The 15995-nt window shown below is 72.7% G+C and carries 12 protein-coding genes; 9 read left to right on the forward strand and 3 right to left on the reverse strand.

Features of this window, described 5'->3' with window-relative positions; all coding sequences use genetic code 11:
* Nucleotides 1-149: 149 nt before the first annotated feature.
* The 4 genes from AB9M23_RS06415 to AB9M23_RS06430 all read left to right on the forward strand — a co-directional run bounded on the left by AB9M23_RS06415 (nt 150) and on the right by AB9M23_RS06430 (nt 4632).
* Entirely contained in the window at nt 150-1199 is a 1050-nt protein-coding gene (locus AB9M23_RS06415; RefSeq protein ID WP_372423473.1) for a sodium:calcium antiporter, read from the forward strand.
* An 80-nt stretch (nt 1200-1279) separates the two neighbouring features.
* Nucleotides 1280-1573: a hypothetical protein gene (locus tag AB9M23_RS06420; protein ID WP_372423475.1), complete on the forward strand. Its 294-nt coding sequence runs from the start codon at nt 1280-1282 to the stop codon at nt 1571-1573.
* Nucleotides 1574-1720: 147 nt separating this feature from the next.
* Nucleotides 1721-3214, forward strand: coding sequence for an NAD-dependent succinate-semialdehyde dehydrogenase (locus AB9M23_RS06425; protein WP_372423477.1), 1494 nt, complete (start codon nt 1721-1723; stop codon nt 3212-3214).
* 44 nt (nt 3215-3258) lie between these two features.
* Nucleotides 3259-4632 carry an aspartate aminotransferase family protein gene (locus AB9M23_RS06430; RefSeq protein WP_372423479.1) on the forward strand — a complete coding sequence of 458 codons (1374 nt, stop codon included), beginning with the start codon at nt 3259-3261 and terminating at the stop codon, nt 4630-4632.
* 18 nt (nt 4633-4650) lie between these two features.
* Here the strand turns inward: AB9M23_RS06430 and AB9M23_RS06435 are convergent, their stop codons facing one another.
* Nucleotides 4651-7086 (reverse strand): penicillin-binding protein 1A, encoded by a 2436-nt coding sequence (locus AB9M23_RS06435; RefSeq protein ID WP_372423481.1) that lies wholly within the window; start codon nt 7084-7086, stop codon nt 4651-4653.
* A 130-nt stretch (nt 7087-7216) separates the two neighbouring features.
* The gene (locus AB9M23_RS06440) at nt 7217-8473 is read right to left on the reverse strand and encodes an N-acetylmuramoyl-L-alanine amidase (protein ID WP_372423483.1); all 1257 of its coding nucleotides are present in this window, start codon (nt 8471-8473) and stop codon (nt 7217-7219) included.
* A gap of 763 nt (nt 8474-9236) precedes the next feature.
* Here AB9M23_RS06440 and AB9M23_RS06445 point away from each other — a divergent pair.
* On the forward strand, nt 9237-11858 hold the full coding sequence (locus tag AB9M23_RS06445; protein WP_372423485.1) for an Rne/Rng family ribonuclease: 2622 nt from the start codon (nt 9237-9239) through the stop codon (nt 11856-11858).
* Between the two features lie 64 nt (nt 11859-11922).
* On the opposite strand, the gene rsmI is transcribed toward AB9M23_RS06445, so the two are convergent.
* A complete protein-coding gene (rsmI, locus tag AB9M23_RS06450; RefSeq protein ID WP_372423487.1) occupies nt 11923-12864 on the reverse strand; it encodes a 16S rRNA (cytidine(1402)-2'-O)-methyltransferase in 942 nt (313 codons plus the stop codon).
* Between the two features lie 179 nt (nt 12865-13043).
* Between rsmI and AB9M23_RS06455 the strand changes: the two genes are divergently transcribed.
* The 4 genes from AB9M23_RS06455 (at nt 13044) to AB9M23_RS06470 (ending at nt 15975) form a co-directional block, all read left to right on the forward strand.
* Nucleotides 13044-14273, forward strand: coding sequence for a penicillin-binding protein activator (locus AB9M23_RS06455; protein WP_372423489.1), 1230 nt, complete (start codon nt 13044-13046; stop codon nt 14271-14273).
* Between the two features lie 119 nt (nt 14274-14392).
* Nucleotides 14393-14581: a twin transmembrane helix small protein gene (locus tag AB9M23_RS06460; protein ID WP_372423491.1), complete on the forward strand. Its 189-nt coding sequence runs from the start codon at nt 14393-14395 to the stop codon at nt 14579-14581.
* A 167-nt stretch (nt 14582-14748) separates the two neighbouring features.
* On the forward strand, nt 14749-15348 hold the full coding sequence (locus AB9M23_RS06465) for an acyloxyacyl hydrolase (protein WP_372423493.1): 600 nt from the start codon (nt 14749-14751) through the stop codon (nt 15346-15348).
* Between the two features lie 48 nt (nt 15349-15396).
* Nucleotides 15397-15975 carry a cob(I)yrinic acid a,c-diamide adenosyltransferase gene (locus tag AB9M23_RS06470; protein WP_372423495.1) on the forward strand — a complete coding sequence of 193 codons (579 nt, stop codon included), beginning with the start codon at nt 15397-15399 and terminating at the stop codon, nt 15973-15975.
* The last annotated feature ends 20 nt before the right edge of the window (nt 15976-15995 follow it).

Below are 15995 nucleotides of genomic sequence, written 5' to 3' on the forward strand. Positions count from 1 at the left end.
TCGGGCCGCGGACGCGGCCAAGTCAAGCGCGCCGTCGCACGCGCCGATGCGTGTCCGCGAGCCCCGCGACGGAACCGTCGCCGTGGCGGGCAGGTTGGCGCACGACCCGCCGCGACGCAGCATCGGAACGCGGCGGCTCGGGAGGACCCGTGCTCGACCTTTCCGACGCCTCCATGGCCTGGATCATCGGCGGCTTTCTCGTCAGCGCCGCCGTCATCGCGATCGCCGGTACGCTCCTCGCCGCGCGCGCCGACGTCCTGGCGGACCGGATCGGCTGGGGGGAGGCCCTCGTCGGCGCGGTGCTGCTCGGCGGCTCGACCTCGCTGCCGGGTATCCTCACCTCCGTCGTGGCCGCGTGGGAGGGCTATCCCAGCCTCGCCATCGCCAACGCGGTCGGCGGGATCGCGGTGCAGACGGCGTTCCTGGCGGTGGCCGACCTGTTCTATCGCCGCGCCAACCTGGAGCACGCGGCGGCGTCGGCCGCGAACCTGTCGCAGGGGGCGCTCCTCGTGACGCTCCTCGCCGTGCCGGTCGCCGCGGCCGCGGGGCCGGACTGGACGGTTCTGGGCATCCACCCCGCGACGCTGATCATCCTGTTCGGCTACGCCTACGGCATCCGGCTCGTGAAGCTCGCCAAGGAGGAGCCGATGTGGTTCCCGCGCATGACGCGCGATACCCAGGACCTCGAGAAGGAAGCCGAGGAGAGCGCGCAGTCCGAGGACGGGCAGCGCCCCCTCGGGCGCCTGTGGGCGGAGTTCGGCGTCCTCGTCGCCTTCGTCGCGGCGGCCGGCTTCGGCATCAGCCAGACCGGCATCGCCATCGCCGAGCGCACCGGCATCGCCGAGACGGCGGTGGGCGGGCTGCTGACGGCGGTCGCGACGTCGCTGCCGGAGCTCGTCACCTCCGTCGCCGCGGTGCGCCGGGGCGCGCTCACGCTCGCGGTGGGAGGCATCATCGGCGGTAACGCCTTCGACACGATCTTCCTCGCCTTCGCCGACGTCGCCTACCGGGACGGCTCGCTCTACCACCGGATGGGCGCGGCCGACACGTTCGTGATCGCCGCGACGATCGTCATGACGGGCGTGCTGCTGATGGGGCTCGTGCGCCGCGAGAAGGCGGGGCCGGGCGGCATCGGCTTCGAATCGGCGACGATCCTCGTCCTCTACGCGGTCGCGGCGACGATCATGGCGACGAGCTGAGCGCGGCCGCGGAACATTAGCCGGGCGGTGGATCTTGGCTCGGGAGACGGACCGCGTTTCCAGTCGAGAGGACCACCGCCATGACGCAGAACGAGCAGGACCGAGCCCGCCCCATCCCGAAGCAGGACCTCGACGAGAGCCGCCTCGCGCGCGCCCGTGCGCGGCGCGAGGCCGAGGGCGAGACGAGCCTCGGCGACGAGGCCGTCGCCCACGCCCGGTCGATCCCCGATCACCGCGAGCCGGGCGCGACGGGGGAGGAGGCACGCACCGGACGCGGCACGCGTAGCGGCGAGGAGATCGCCCACGACGGCGCCCTCGCCGCCGCCTCCGCCGCCCAGGTCGGCAAGCCGCTCGCGCCGCGCGGCGGGCGGTAGGCGCGGGCGCGCGCGACGAGAGACTCTCTCTCCGGCGGCCGCGCGCACGAGACCATCCCTCTCGCGCGCCGGCCGCATACGGCCTCCCTCTCCCGGATGCGTCGCTAGCATGATCGCCATGCCCTGCGGCCCATCGAGGAGGCTCCCATGACCGCGCACGTCTCGCGCCCGGACCGTCATCCCGCGCTCGCCACGCTCGCCGACAAGCGCCTCGTGCGCGAGCTCTCCTACGTGAACGGCCGCTGGGTCGCCGGCGCGTCCGGCGAGGGCTTCGCCGTCACCGATCCCGCGAGCGGCGCCTGGCTCGGGTGGGTGACCGCCCTCGACGCGGCGCAAATCGACGCCGCCGTCGCAGCCGCGCTCGCGGCTCAGGCGGCTTGGGCGGCGCTCCTCCCCCGCGAGCGCGGCGATCGCCTGCGCGCTTGGTATCGCCTGATCCTCGAGGCGAAGGAGGACCTCGCCCTCCTGATGACGCTCGAGCAGGGCAAGCCGCTCGCCGAGGCGCGCGGCGAGATCGACTACGCCGCCTCCTTCGTCGACTGGTACGCGGCGGAGGGCGAGCGCATGGGCGCGGAGACGTTCGCGAGCCACAAGCCCGAGGCGCACACGATCGTGACCCGCGAGCCGGTCGGCGTCGTCGCCGTGGTGACGCCCTGGAACTTCCCGTCGGCCATGCTCACCCGCAAGGCCGCGGCCGCGCTGGCCGCCGGCTGCACCATCGTCGCCCATCCTTCGCACCACGCCCCCTTCTCCGCCCTCGCACTGGCGGAACTCGCGGAGCGCGCCGGGCTTCCCGCCGGCGTGCTCAACGTCGTGACGGGCGACGCGGAGACGATCGTCGGGCGTCTCTCGGACGACGGGCGCGTCGCCGCGCTGAGCTTCACCGGCTCGACCGAGATCGGCCGGCGCATCGCCGCGCGCTGCGCGCCGACGATGAAGCGCCTCGTCATGGAGCTGGGCGGCCATGCGCCGCTGATCGTCTTCGAGGACGCCGAGGTCGAGCGCGCCGTCGTCATCGCCATGGACGCGAAGTTCGCGACCTCCGGCCAGGATTGCCTCGCGGCCAACCGCATCTACGTGCACGAGACGCTCGCGGAGCGCTTCCTCGCCCGCTTCGCCGAACGCATCGCCGCGCTGCGCGTCGGACCGGGGCTCGAGCCCGATGTCGAGATCGGCCCGATGATGCACGAGCGCGCCGCAGCGAAGATCGCCGCCCAGGTCGCGGACGCCCGCGATCGCGGCGCGCGCGTCGTCGTCGGCGGGACGCCGCATCCGCGCGGCGGCCGCTTCGTCGCGCCGACGCTCCTCGCCGACGTGCCCGACGACGCGCTGATCATGCGCGAGGAGACCTTCGGGCCGGTCGCGGCCGTGACCACCTTCCGCGACGAGGCGGAGGTCGTCTCCCGCGCGAACGCCTCCGAATACGGCCTCGTCGCCTACGTCGTCACCCGCGACGTCGGACGGGCCCTGCGCATGACGCGGGCGCTGCGGGTCGGCATGGTGGCGATCAACCGCGTCTCCATCACGGGCGCGCCGATCCCCTTCGGAGGCGTCAAGCAGTCCGGGCTCGGCCGCGAAGGCGCCCGCGCGGGGCTCGAGGCCTTCACCGAGCTGAAATACGCCTGCATCGACCTCGGCTGACGAGCCGCCGCGCGCACGACGATCATCACTTCGGGAGAACCCCCATGAACCTCCACGACAACCAGCTCGCCGCCTGGGACCGCGACCACTTCTTCCACCCCTCGACGCACATGGGCCAGCACGCCCGCGGCGAGAGCCCGAACCGCATCGTGGTGGGTGGCGAGGGCTGCACCATCGTCGATCGCGACGGCAGGCGCTCGCTCGACGCCTTCGCCGGCCTCTACTGCGTCAACGTCGGCTACGGCCGCACCGAGATCGCGGAGGCGATCTCGCGGCAGGCGCACGAACTCGCCTACTATCACGCCTATGTCGGCCACGGTTCCGAGCCGGCGATCCGGCTCGCCAAGATGATCGTCGAGCGTGCGCCGGCGCACATGAGCCGGGTCTATTTCGGCCTCTCCGGCTCGGACGCGAACGAGACCAACATCAAGCTCGTCTGGTACTACAACAACGTGCGCGGGCGGCCGCAGAAGAAGAAGATCGTCTCGCGCTGGCGCGGCTACCACGGCTCGGGCGTGATGACGGGTTCGCTCACCGGTCTCGATCTCTTCCACGCGGCCTTCGACCTGCCGATGGCGCCGATCCTGCACACGCAGGCGCCCTACTTCTTCCGCCGTCCGGACCTCTCGATGACCGAGGAGGACTTTTCCGACTTCTGCGCCGCCGAGCTCGAGGCGCTGATCGAACGCGAGGGGCCGGACACGATCGCCGCCTTCATCGGCGAGCCGCTGCTCGGGACCGGAGGCATCGTGCCGCCGCCGAAGGGCTATTGGGAGAAGATCGGGCCGATCCTCCAGCGCCACGACATCCTGCTCATCGCCGACGAGGTGGTGACGGGCTTCGGCCGGCTCGGGACCATGTTCGGCTCGGAGCACTACGGCATGCGGCCGGACCTGATCACCATCGCCAAGGGGCTCACCTCCGCCTACGCGCCGCTGTCGGGCTCGATCGTCGGGCAGGAGATGTGGGACGTGCTGGTGCAGGGCTCGGACGCGATGGGCCCGATCGGCCACGGCTGGACCTACTCCGCCCATCCGCTCTGCGCGGTGGCGGGCGTCGCGAACCTCGCGCTCATCGACGAACTCGGCCTCGTCGAGAACGCGCGCAGCGTCGGCGCGTATTTCCGCGGCGCGCTGGCCGATGCGCTCGCCGGCCACGCCAGGGTCGGCGAGGTGCGCGGGGACGGGCTGCTGGCCGCCGTGGAGTTCGTCGCGGACAAGGATGCGCGCGTCTTCTTCGACCCCCAGGCGAAGGTCGGCGCGCAGGTCGCCGCCGCTCTGGCGGCCCGGGGCGTGATCGCCCGCGCCATGCCCCAGGGCGACATCCTCGGCTTCGCGCCGCCCCTGTGCCTGACCGGCGACGAGGCCGACACGATCGTGGCGGCGACCGTGGGCGCGGTGCGCGAGGTCCTGGGCTGACGCGGCGGAGCGGCGGGCTCAGTAGAGCCCGCCGGTTCCTCCACCGATGGACTGGAGGGCTTCGGGGGGAACCAGCGTGCCGTCGCCTCCGTCGGGGCCGAAGCCGACGATGGCGTAGTTGTCCGGCGGGGCGGTACCAGGCTTGAAGGCCTCGAGGATGACGTTGCCCTCACCCGCGCCGGCGCGCAGCCCGCTCCCGGCGTTGACCGGGATGAGCTTGATGCCCGGCGGCACGCGGAACGGCGTCGCCGGCTCGTCGGCGAGTGCCATCTCCATGAAGTCGCCGAAGATCGGCGCGGCGTAGCCGCCACCGGTGACGCCGCGGCCCATCGGTCGGGGCTGGTCGAAGCCGATGTAGACGCCCACCGCGAGATCCGGCGAGAAGCCGACGAACCACACGTCCTTCGCCTCGTTCGTCGTGCCGGTCTTGCCCGCGAGCGGCTTGCCGACCCGGCGCAGCGAGGTCGCCGTGCCGCGCTCGACCACGCCCTCCATCATAGAGGTGATCTGGTAGGCGGTGAGCGGGTCGAGCACCTGCTCGCGGTCGTCGACGAGCTGCGGCTCGTCCTGGCCCTGCCAGGCCTGCGCCTCGCAGCCCATGCACTCGCGCGTGTCGTGGCGGAAGATCGTGTCGCCGTGGCGATCCTGGATGCGGTCGATCAGCGTCGGGCGGATGCGCTTGCCGCCGTTCACGAACATCGAGTAGCCGGTGACCATGCGCAGCACCGTGGTCTCGCCGGCGCCGAGCGACATCGAGAGCACGGGCAGCATGTCGTCCACGACGCCGAAGCGACGCGCGTACTCCACGACCAGCGGCATGCCCACGTCCTGCGCGAGGCGCACCGTCATCAGGTTCTTCGAGCGCTCGATGCCGTAGCGCAGGGTGCGCGGGCCGGCGGGGCGGCCGTCGTAGTTCGTGGGCGACCACGCCTCGGCGCCCGCCGCCTGGATCGTGATCGGCTCGTCGAGCACGATCGAGGACGGCGTGTAGCCGTTGTCGAGGGCCGCCGCGTAGACGAAGGGCTTGAACGAGGATCCCGGCTGGCGCAGCGCCTGGGTGGCGCGGTTGAACTCGCTCTGATCGTAGGAGAAGCCGCCGACCATCGCCTTCACGCGCCCGGTGTGCGGGTCCATCGCGACGATGGCGCCCGACACCTGCGGTACCTGCCGCAGGCGGTAGCCGCCCGCGTCCTGCCGCTCGACGTAGACGACGTCGCCCACGTCGAGCGCGCCGTCCACCGACTGGCCGGTCCAGCGCACGCCCTCGGCGCTCAGGGTGCCCGTCGTGCGGGCGGGGTCGACCGCGCCGGCGATGTCCACCCCCGGCCGCAGGCCGATCGTGGCGCGTCCGTCGGCGATCTCGAGCACGACGGCGAGCTCCCAGGGCTGCACGTCCGCGAGCGGGCGCACGCCGGCGAGCGCGACGCCCCAGTCGGGGGCCGCGGCGAGGTCGAGCGACTCGACCGGCCCGCGCCAGCCGCCGCGCTCCTCGTCGTAGCGCACGAGGCCGTCGATCAGCGCCTTGCGGGCCATCGCCTGCATCTGCGGGTCGAGCGTGGTGCGGATCGAGAGGCCGCCCTCGTAGAGCGCCTCGTCGCCGTAGCGCGAGGCGATCTGGCGCCGCGCCTCCTCGACGAAATAGCCCGCGCCGAGCAGGTTCGGCGAGATCCGCCGCGTGGTCACCGCGAGCGGCTCCGCCTTCGCCTCGTCGGCCTGGGCCTGCGTGATGAAGCCGTTGTCGAGCATACGGTCGAGCACCCAGTTGCGCCGGCCGATCGCGGCCTCCCGCTGGCGGAACGGGTGATAGTTGTTGGGCGCCTTCGGCAGCGCCGCGAGGTAGGCGGACTCCGCGAGCGTGAGTTCGTGCACGGACTTGTCGAAATAATCGAGCGCGGCCGCCGCGACGCCGTGCAGGTTGCGCCCGGGCACGATCGTTCCGAGGAATATCTCGTTGAGGTAGAGTTCGAGGATCTGGTCCTTCGTGAACGCGGCCTCCATGCGCAGCGCGATCAGCGCCTCGCGGATCTTGCGCTCGTAGGTCTGCTCGCTCGAGAGCAGGAAGTTCTTGGCGACCTGCTGGGTGATGGTCGAGGCGCCCTGCGTCGTGCCGGTGGAGACGTTCGTCACCACGGCGCGGGCGATGCCCTCCGGGTCGATGCCCAGGTGCGAATAGAAGTTCTTGTCCTCGGCGGAGAGGAACGCGTTGATCAGCTCGCGCGGGATCGTGCCGATGGGCAGGTAGAGCCGGCGCTCGTTGGCGTATTCCGCCACCAGCGTCCCGTCGGCGGCGTGGACGCGGCTCATCACCGCGGGCTCGTACCGCGCGAGCTGCGCGTGGTCGGGCAAGTCGTGCGAGAAGTGCAGGTAGCCGATCGCGAGCGCGGCCGCACCGACCAGGAAGGCGACGAAGCCCGCGCTGAACAGGATGCCGAAGAATCGCAGGACGATGCGCATGCAGGATCCGATCCGTCAGGGCCGGTGCCGCAGAAAGCGCCGGCCGTTCTCGCGAAGACTACCCCATCCGGACACACGGCGGAATCGCCGCGGCCGGGCGCCCCCGATCGCCGCCCGAGAGACCAGCGATCTATGGTGAAACTGCGGCGGCGTCGGCCCTGTCGCCGAGACGCGGCGCGAAGAAACGGTCGATCGACGCGGTCATCGCGGCAGTGGCGCCGTCCTTCCACGCCTCCGAGGTGAGGAGCGCGATGTCGCGCCGGCTCGACAGGTAGCCGAGCTCGACGAGGACGGAGGGCACGTCGTGGGCGCGCAGCACGACGAAGCCCGCCTGCCGGTGCGGGTTCTTGTTGAGCCGCGCGACGCCGCCCATGCCCTCGACGAGCGTCGTCGCGAAGACGTGCGAATAGCCCCGGGTCTCGCGCGCGGCGAGATCGCGCAGGATGTCGGCGACCTCGTCGCGCGCCTCCCGCGTCTCGATGCCCGCGAGCGCGTCGGCGCTGTTCTCGCGCTCGGCCAGCGTCGCCGACTCGCGGTCGGAGGCCTCGTCGGAATTGGTGTAGACGGTCAGCCCGCTCACCTGCGGCGCGGACGAGATCGAATCGGCGTGGATCGAGACGAACAGGTCGGCCTGCGCGCGCCGGGCGAAGCCGACGCGTTCGGTCAGCGGCACGAAGACGTCCGTCTCGCGGGTCATCAGCACGCGGAAGCGCCCGCTCTCGGAGAGCCGCTCGCGGAGGCGGAGGGCGAAGGCGAGCACGATGTCCGCCTCCTCGACGCCGCCCGCCGCGATCGCGCCCGGGTCGATGCCGCCGTGGCCGGGGTCGATCACGATCGTCGGGCGGGTGTCTGCGGGCGCCGGATCCGGCGCGATCGCAGGGCGCAGCGAGGCCGTGCGGAACGCCCCCGCGTCGGCGGCGACCCGCGCGGCGAAGACCTCCGCGCCGACCGCGGCGAGGCTCAGCGTCAGGAGATGCGCGCCGTCGTCGCGCGCCGTCACCGCCACGTCGGTCACCGTCGCGGGGCCGGCGAGCGCGATCACGACCCGAGCACGATCGGCCGCGAACAGGCCCCAGCGCATGGAGGCGACGAGGCCGCCGGAGCGTGCGCCCTCCTCCGCCGGGATCTGGAAGTTCACCTTCGGCAGGTCGAGGACGATGCGCTCCGGCCGGTCGATGGCGAAGACCCTCGGCTCGACCGGGGCGCTCAGCGTGAGGACGAGGCGGGTCTCGGCGCCGGTCTCCTCGATCGCGGCGGCGATCGCCACGACGTCGGCGGCGGCGTCCGCCGCGCGGGAGGGCACGGGCGCGAGCAGGGGGACGAGGAGGGTCGCCAGCAGTGCGAGAGCGCGGAGGACGACGGTGGGGACCGGTCTCGGGGCGCGCACGCGAGCCACCCGCGGCTCGCGGAGAGCCCCGGCGCTCGTCGAGACCCGCGGTCCAGGCCGCGCCACGCGCATCGCCGTCTCCCAGGATCGATCCGCCGAGTCGCTCGGCGGCGGCCACGCCGTCCTACCCGATAGGCGGTCCGTGGTTAACGGTTCCTTGCGCAGCGCGGTTGCGCGCGCCTCGTGCGTGATTTTCGTGCAACACGTGTCTGCCGTCTTGCCAAAGGCAGGGCCTTCTCGGTAATGGAAGAGACCTCGTCCGGCTTTGCCGAATCCGGCGGCGTCGCGCGGAGACGGCCTCGTCGCCCTCCGTCGGCGCGCCGAGGCCCTTCGCGGAGCGGAGCGCCAGACACCGGGATCCGGGACACCGAGATCCGGACGGAGGTCGCAAGGGCGCGGCGCGAGCCGTGCCGCCAGCGCGATGACCGGCGTCGTCCGGCCCATCGAATTCGAAGAGGACCATCGGGCATGGACGCACGCGCGAGGACGGATCTCCCTCTCGTCGCCGTGCTCATCCCCGCGCGCAGTGCCGTCGACGCGTCGCTCCCCGCGACGGACGAGGCCGGCGCGACGCGCGCGACGCTCGATTCCAGGCACACCCGACCATCCCAACCCACGCGCGCCCGCTCCGGGCGCCCAGCGGCGCACGGCCCGACGTCCCCCTCTCCCGCCCCGACCCGCCGGATGCTGCGCCCGCGCGCGCGCCCGGCGGCGCGATCGCGGGGAGACGACGCGGCGGCCGGCGCCATGTCGAGAGTTTTTCATGGCGAACAAGATGCTCATCGACGCCTCGCACCCGGAAGAGACCCGGGTCGTGGTCGTCCGCGGATCGAAGGTCGAGGAATTCGACTACGAATCCGCCAATCGCAGGCAGCTGCGCGGTAACATCTACCTGGCCAAGGTCACCCGGGTCGAGCCGTCGCTGCAGGCGGCCTTCGTGGAGTACGGCGGCAACCGGCACGGCTTCCTCGCCTTCAGCGAGATCCACCCGGACTACTACCAGATCCCCGTCGCCGACCGGCAGGCGCTCATCGAGGACGAGGCGAAGGCCGAGCGCGAGCGCGAGAGCGAGGAGGAGAAGCGCTCCAAGCGTCGCTCGCGCACCCGCAAGGCCAAGGGGGACGAGAGCACCTCCGAGGACGCCTCCGACGACGACGCCGAAGGCGGCGACGACGAGGACAACGTCGAGCAGCTCGGCGGCGACGCGCTCGAGGAGATGCCGGAGCGCTCGCGCACCCCCCGCCGGCAGTACAAGATCCAGGAGGTGATCAAGCGCCGCCAGATCCTGCTCGTCCAGGTCGTGAAGGAGGAGCGCGGCACCAAGGGTGCGGCGCTGACCACCTACCTGTCGCTCGCCGGTCGCTACTCGGTATTGATGCCCAACACCGCCCGCGGCGGCGGCATCTCCCGCAAGATCACGAGCGCGGACGACCGCAAGCGCCTCAAGACCATCGCCCAGGACCTCGAGGTCCCCGAGGGCATGGGCGTGATCCTGCGCACGGCCGGCGCCTCGCGCACCAAGGTCGAGATCAAGCGCGACTTCGAGTACCTGATGCGCGCCTGGGAGAACGTGCGCGAGCAGACGCTCACCTCGACGGCGCCCTCGCTCGTCTACGAGGAAGGCTCGCTGATCAAGCGCGCCATCCGCGACCTCTACAACAAGGACATCGACGAGGTCATCGTCTCGGGGGACGAGGGCTACCGCGAGGCCAAGGACTTCATGCGCATGCTCATGCCGAGCCATGCGAAGGCGGTGAAGGCCTACAAGGAACCGACTCCCCTCTTCGCCGCGTTCGGCGTGGAGGCGCAGCTCGACGCGATGTTCTCCAACCAGGTCTCGCTGAAGTCCGGCGGCTATCTGGTGATCAACCCGACCGAGGCGCTGGTCTCGATCGACGTGAACTCGGGCCGCTCGACCCGCGAGCACAACATCGAGGACACGGCGCTCAAGACGAACCTCGAGGCCGCCGACGAGGTGGCCCGCCAGCTCAGGCTGCGCGACCTCGCGGGGCTGATCGTCATCGACTTCATCGACATGGAGGAGAAGCGCAACAACCGCGCGGTCGAGAAGCGCCTCAAGGACGCGCTCAAGACCGACCGGGCGCGCATCCAGATCGGCCGGATCTCCTCCTTCGGCCTGCTCGAGATGTCGCGCCAGCGCATGCGCACGGGCGTGCTCGAGTCGTCGTCGGTGATCTGCCCCACCTGCGCCGGATCCGGCTTCGTGCGCGCGACGCCGTCGGTGGCGCTGTCGCTCGTGCGCGGCATCGAGGAGACGCTGCTCAAGGGCGCGACGCACAACCTGAATGTCCGCACCCACTTCGCGGTGGCCTTCTACGTCCTGAACCAGAAGCGCGTGCACCTGCGCGAGCTCGAGGAGCGCTTCGGCGTCGCGATCACCATCGTGGTCGACGAGACGCTGGAGCACGCCTCCGCCTACGCCATCGACAAGGGCGAGCCGGCCGTCGGCGCCGCCGGCCGCGCCACCGGCGTCAAGGCCGAGACGGTGCGCACCATCGAGATCGAGGAGCCCGAGGCCGAGACCGAGGCCGAGGTGGAGGAGGCCGAGGAGGCCGAGGAGAAGCCGGAGCGCGCCGAGCGCGGCGACCGGGAGGAGCGCGAGGCGTCCGGCGACGGCCGCAAGCGGCGGCGCCGGCGCCGGCGCCGCGGGCGCGGCAACGGCGAGGCGCGCGAGGGCGGCTTCGAGGCCGGCGATCGCCGCGAAGACGAGGGTCGCGACGACGAGGCCTACGACGGCGAGGAGACGGAGGAGGCGCAGGGCGCGGAGACCGCCGCTCCGGAGCGCGACGAGAGCGCCGAGGGCGAGGCGCGCCGTGACGGGCGCCGCCGTCGCGGTCGCCGCGGCGGTCGCCGCGATCGCCGCGACGTGCTGCCGGGCGGCGACGAGGGAGAGGGCGAGACCCTGGCGCAGAGCGCCGAGGCGGATGACGGCGAGGAGCCGGCGGCCGCGACCGAGCCCGCCTTCGCCGCCGCCGTCGCCGCGGAGGACACCGTGACCGCCGCCGACGAGGCTCCCGCAGCCCCGGAGGTCGCGGAGCCGGCGGCCGAGGAGAACCCGGTCGAGGAGAAGCCGAAGAAGGCGCGCGCACCGCGCAAGCGTCGTCCGCGCAAGGGCGAGGTGGAGGCCGAGGCCGCGGCGGAGGCGGCGCCCGAGGCGCCGGCCGAGCCCGCGGTCGCGGAGGCCGCCACGGCACCCGCGGAGGCTCACGGAGAGACTTCGAGCGAGTCTCCGGAGCCGGCTCCCGCCGAGGAAGAGGCGCCCGCGGAGCCCGTCACCGTCGTGCTGACCCCGCCCGACCCGAACCGGCCCAAGCGCGCCGGCTGGTGGTCGAAGGCGAAGTCGGTCCTCTCCGGCGAGGGCTGAGAGCCGAGCCGAGAGCCCCGCGCGGCACGCCGCGCGGGGCTCGCTCGTTCCGCATCGAGGGCCTTCAGCCGCCCTTCGCCAGCACCAGCGCCCGCGCGTAGACCTCGCGCTTCGGCAGGCCCGTCTCGGCCGCGACGAGCGCCGCCGCGTCCTTGATCGAATGGCCCGCGAGCGCGCGGGCGAGCGCCGCGTCGAGCCCGCTCTCGGCCTCCTCGCGCCGCGTCTCGGACGACGCCTCGCCGATCAGCACCACGATCTCGCCCTTGGGTGGCCCGGCCTCGGCGAATTCCTGCGCCAGCGTCTCCAGCGTCCCCCGGCGCACCGTCTCGAACATCTTGGTGAGTTCGCGCGCCATCGCGGCGGGCCTCGGCCCGAGGACGGCGGCCGCGTCCGCGAGCATCTCCGGCAGGCGGTGGGGCGATTCGAAGACGAGCAGCGTCCCGGGAACACCCGCGAGCGCCTCGAGCCGCGCCCGCCGGGCCCCGCTCTTGGCGGGCAGGAAGCCCTCGAAGAAGAAGCGGTCCGACGGCAGGCCCGAGACGACGAGGGCGGAGAGGATCGCGGACGGCCCGGGGATCGGCACCACGCTCAGCCCTTCCGCGATGGCCTCCTGCACGAGCTTGTAGCCAGGGTCCGAGACGAGCGGCGTTCCCGCGTCGGAGACAAGCGCCAGCGCCTGGCCCTCCCGCACCCGCGCCAGCATGCGTTCGCGCACGCCCTCCCCGGAATGCTCGTGATAGGACACGAGCGGGGTCGCGATGCCGTAGTGCGCCAGGAGGTGGCGCGTCACCCGCGTGTCCTCGGCGAGCACGACGTCCGAGGCGGCGAGCGTGGAGAGGGCGCGCAGGCTCACGTCCCCGAGATTGCCGATGGGCGTCGCCACCACGTAGAGGCCCGGCGCGAGCGGCTCGGCCTCGGCGGCGATTCCGAAGGCGGTGAAGACGCCGCCCTCCCCGCGTCCGGGCTTGGCGGCGCGGCGGGTGCGGTTGTCGATGGGACGCGGCATGAAACGATCCGTCCGGATGCTGGAGGCGTGCCGGGCGACGCATCGGCCGTCGCGGCCCGGCGAATCTAAGTTAAAATTGCGTTGTCGCCGCTGCCGTGTCACGAAACGGCGGAACGGGAACGACGCGACGCGCGGGCGCCATCCTAGGCCGACCGCGGGAGACGAGGAAAGGGTAGCGTATGAACGCGAACGGGGAGATCGCAGCGCGCCGCGCCGTCTCGGCGCCGCGCACGGAAGGTTTCGGCCGGGCGGCGCGCGGGGTCCTCGCGGGGCTCGCGACGCTCGCTCTGGCCGCCTGCACCACGCCGTTCGCGGGGGGAGACAGTCCCTTCGCGGCGGCGCCGAGCGCACCGGCGGGCGAGCGCATCGGCGAGGGCAGCGTCGCGGTCGCGATGCTGCTGCCGCTGACGGGCGCGGGCCAGGGTCAGGCCGCCGCCGAGGACATGCGCGACGCCGCCCGCCTCGCGCTCTCGGAGTTCAACACGCCGGACATCCAGCTCACCGTCTACGACACCGCCGGCACGCCGGAAGGGGCGCGCGCGGCGGCGCAGGCCGCCCTCGCCCAGGGCGCGGAGCTGATGATCGGCCCGCTCTTCGCGGGCTCCGTGCAGGCCGCGGGGCAGGTCGCGCAGTCCTCGAACGTGCCCGTCCTCGCCTTCTCGACGGACGCCACGGTCGCGACACGCGGCGTCTACCTGATGGGCTTCCTGCCCCAGCCCGAGGTCGCCCGCGTCGTCGACTACGCCGCCCAGAACGGCCGGCGTGCCGTCGCGGCGCTGATCCCGCAGACCACCTACGGCAACGTCGTCGAGGCGCAGTTCCGCGAGACCGCGGCGCGCCGGGGCGTGCGGGTGGTTCAGGTGGAGCGCTACCCGGCGGGACAGCCGCAGCAGGCGGTCGCGCGCATCGCCGGCGTCGCGGCCGGCGCCGCGCCGCAGGTGGACGCGCTGTTCATCCCCGAATCGCCGCAGGGGCTCGTCGCGGTGAGCGCCGCGCTCCAGGCCGCGGGCTTCGACCCGAGCCGGGTGAAGCCACTCGGCACGGGGCTGTGGAACGAGCCCTCGGTGATGAGCCTCGCCGCGCTCCAGGGCGGCTGGTACGCCGCGCCCGAGCAGAGCGGCTTCCAGAGCTTCGCGAGCCGCTACGCGCAGGCATTCGACGAACAGCCGATCCGCATCGCCTCGCTCGCCTACGACGCCGTCTCGCTGGCGGCGGCGCTCAACCGCACGCAGGGGACGCAGCGCTTCTCCGAGCCGGTGCTGACGAACCGCTCGGGCTTCGCGGGCGTCGACGGCGTCTTCCGCTTCCGGCCGGACGGGCTCAACGATCGCGCGCTCGCGGTCTACGAGGTCCGCGGCGGCGGCGCGAGCGTCGTGAGCCCCGCGCCGCGCGCCCTGCCCGACGCCTGAGACGCGGGGGAGCGGACCTCGCCCGGCGTGGCCGCGCGCCCTAGATCGAGGCCTCCACCAACGAAGCGCGGGCGACCGGCGGCGCGTTCTCGCCGCCGGCGCCGACGAGGGATCAATCCATGGGTTTCGACGACGTCATCGTCGCTGTCGCGATCGGGCTCGTGCTCGTCGTGCTGCTGCTCGGGCTCGCCAACATGCTGCGCGGCGGCAGCGCCAACCGCTCGCAGCAGCTGATGCGCCTGCGCGTCCTGCTGCAGTTCGTGGCGATCGTCGTGATCATGGGCGTGATCTGGTGGCGCGCGGCCTGACCGCCGCCACGCCTTCGAGCGCGGCTTGGACGAGTGTTCGCCCGATTGTCGCCACAATGGGGCTGGAAGCGAAGGGTGTGCGTCGACGCGGCCCCCGTTGCGGGTCGATGCGCCTTTCCTTCGTCGGGATTCGGCGCTAGGACGCTCGTCGAGGAGTACCGCAGCCCATGCGAGTCGCCACCGCCACCGCAACCGTCCTCGTCGGCCTCCTGGCCGCGGGCACGGCGTCCGCGGCGGACGTCCACGGCTCGAGCCAGGGCGGATATCAGCCGCCGCCCGGCATGCGCGGCGGTTTCCTGTCCGAGGCGCGCTTCGGGGTCTTCTCGGTCGACCCGTTCAGCGAGGAGAGCAGCGGCGCCGTTCACGCGGAGCTGGTGTTCCAGAAGCCGCTCACCCCCTCCGACCTCTTCGCCAGCTACTTCGTCCCCCGCCCCCACCTCGGCGCGAGCCTCGATTTCGACGGCGGCGTCAGCTTCGCCTTCGCCGGCCTGAGCTGGAACATCGATCTCGGTCCGCGGGTCTTCCTGGAGGCGTCGATCGGCGGCGCGCTGCAGGAGACGCGCGCGGCCGCCTACACGACCGCGGCGCGCGCGGACGGCGTCGCCGCCGGCTGCGGCCCGAGCCTGCGCGAGAGCGCGTCGCTCGGCTACCGCTTCAACGAGACCTGGAGCGTCGTCGCCTCGGTCGAGCACCTGTCGAACAACGGCCTGTGCGACGAGCCGACGAGCATGACGAATTTCGGCGCCCGACTCGGCTACTCCTTCTGACGCGACGCCCTATCTCGGGGCTCTGTCCACACGAGCAGGGAGGCGGACGTGGTCGTCCTCAACCGCATCTACACGAGAACCGGCGACCAGGGCACGACCGCGCTGGCGAGCGGCGAGCGCCGCCCCAAGCACGACCTGCGCATCGAGACCTACGGCACCGTCGACGAGACGAACGCCTGCATCGGCATGGCGCGCCTGCACACCGCGGCGCTGCCGGAACTCGACGGGATGCTCGCCCGCATCCAGAACGACCTGTTCGATCTCGGCGCCGATCTCGCGACCCCCGACACCGGCGAGCCCCTGCCCTACGAGCCGCTTCGCATCGTCGAGAGCCAGGTCGAGCGGCTCGAGCGCGAGATCGACCAGCTCAACGCCGCGCTCGCGCCGCTGCGCTCCTTCGTCCTGCCCGGCGGCACCCCCGCCGCGGCTGCGCTCCACCTCGCCCGCACCGTCTGCCGGCGCGCCGAGCGGCTGTGCACCGCCCTCGCCGAGAAGCCCGGCGAACCCGTCTCCGCCGCCGCCGTGAAGTACCTCAACCGCCTCTCCGATTTCCTGTTCGTGGCGAGCCGCTGGGTGAACGCGCAGGGCGACGGCGACGTGCTTTGGGTGCCGGGGAAGACTCGGTGAGGGGATCTCGCGCCGTCTAG

The organism is Salinarimonas chemoclinalis, from assembly GCF_041514305.1.
In the GTDB taxonomy this organism is placed as follows: Bacteria; Pseudomonadota; Alphaproteobacteria; order Rhizobiales; family Beijerinckiaceae; genus Salinarimonas; species Salinarimonas chemoclinalis.